The following is a 1,818-nucleotide window of genomic DNA, read 5'->3' on the forward strand; positions in this document are numbered from 1 at the left end:
ATCCAGGTGGTCAACGCGAGCGTTCATGGCGGGTCCTTTTAAAGATTCATTTCGTTTGAATATTTTATTCAATAAAATTCGTCCTGCATACCTCTTTGAATTGACCTGCGGCAAAACCCATGCGCCTGACCCAATGGACCGACTACACACTGCGCGTGCTCATGTACTGCGCAGCCACCGAAGGCCGCGAGCAGCCGGTGACGATCACCGAGGTGGCCGAGGGCTACGGCATCTCGCGCAGCCACCTGATGAAAATCGTGCAGCAGCTGGCCGCCCAGGGGCTGCTGGAGACCACGCGCGGGCGGGGCGGTGGCATGCGGCTGATGGTGCCGGCGTCGGCCATCAACATCGGCGCCGTGGTGCGCGCCACCGAGACCGACTTCAACCTGGTGGAATGTTTTGACCCCGGCACCAACCAGTGCCGCCTGAGCAACCACTGCCGCCTCAAGGGCGTGTTGTTGCAGGCCATGCAGGCCTATCTGGCGGTGCTGGACAGCGTGACGCTGGCTGACCTGATGGCACCGGCCGCTGCGGGTGGGGCGGCCGCACGCGCCCTGCTGCCCGCCGTGGCATTGCCACAGAACGGCGGTGCCGCGCGCAGGCGTGCCCCCGTGGCCGGGCTGCCGTCCAAAGCCGATTATATTGAATAGAAATGGCGCCCTCCGCGCGATGGGTCTCGACTTTTAGCTATCAAATTGATAGTTGTTGCGGCCCCGGCATGCCTTCACCTGCAAACGCCTGCCGGTAGCGGGCCGGGGTCAGGCCCACATGGCGCGCGAACTCGCGTGTGAAGTGGGGCTGGTCGGAAAAACCGCACGCAAACCCGATTTCTGCCAGGCCATGCGGGCTCTCCAGAAGCCACTGCGCCGCCACCCGCGCGCGTGTCTCGGTCACGATGTGGCGGCAGCTCAGACCGTGTTCGGTCAGCACCCGCTGCAGGCTGCGGCGGGCCAGGCCGGTGTGCCTAGCCAGTGCATCCACCGTGTGCTGCGCTGCCGGGTCCTGCAGCACATGGCGCGCCAGCTGGTGCGCCAGCGGCGGCCAGGGCAGGGCGTCGCACAGGTGGGTGGCGGGCTGGGGCTGCAAGGTGGGGGTGGTGCGCGCCTTGCTGTCGTGATGCTCCCAGTGCAAGGTCCAATGGCCTAGCAACCTGCGTGCGGCCAGCGGTGTCAGTTGGGCGTGCAGTTCTGCCGGGGTGGCGACAGGGGCTTCCATCCGCAGGTTCTCGCGGTGGCCTGCGGCTTGGGGGGCGCCGATCTCCACCCGCAACCCGCGCACGCCCAGGGCCTGGCTGGCACCCACCAGCACACCCAGCACAGCCAGGCTTTCGGTGGGGTGGGGTTCTTCCTGCGCACCGGGGCGCGCGTGGTGGCGCAGTGCCAGCGTGCCCGGGGCGCTGGCGGTGACGCTGACCTGGTGGCGCGAATGCACATACCGCTCCAGCCGCTGCCAGCGCGTCAGCAGCTCTGGCAGGCTACCTGCCCCCAGCAGCGCGCGGTGCACCGGGTCGCCCGCCAGCAGGTCCACCCGCTGCGCCAGCTGCACCAGAGTGCCCAGCCCCCCCTGTTGCAGCACGGCTTCGACCACGCTGCGTTTGTAGGCCAGGGGCACATGGCTGGCGGCCAGCCCGTCGGCACCCGGTGGGGGCGGTGGCGGCACCAGCCCGTGCGCGGCCATGGCGCGCACCAGCAGGCGGACCATGGCGGCGCTGGCAAAGTCTTGCATTGGCGGATTGTGCCGTTGCGCAGCCCGGTTCAGCCCCGCGCGCCCAGGGCCTGCAGCACATCCGTACTGCGTACCGGCAGGCGGGTAAAACGC

At 68.2% G+C, this 1,818-nt stretch carries 2 protein-coding genes; one reads left to right on the forward strand and one right to left on the reverse strand.

Annotated features, from left to right (window positions below; translation table 11 throughout):
• The first annotated feature begins 119 nt into the window (after positions 1-119).
• Complete coding sequence (locus tag DBR12_RS07400; protein ID WP_108616668.1) at positions 120-650, forward strand: Rrf2 family transcriptional regulator; 531 nt, start codon at positions 120-122, stop codon at positions 648-650.
• Positions 651-690: 40 nt separating this feature from the next.
• Here the strand turns inward: DBR12_RS07400 and DBR12_RS07405 are convergent.
• Positions 691-1,818: helix-turn-helix transcriptional regulator (locus DBR12_RS07405; RefSeq protein WP_369861405.1), on the reverse strand; the 1,128-nt coding region annotated here is incomplete at its 5' end.

This window comes from Acidovorax sp. HMWF029 (assembly GCF_003060895.1).
Taxonomy (GTDB): Bacteria; Pseudomonadota; Gammaproteobacteria; order Burkholderiales; family Burkholderiaceae_C; genus Acidovorax.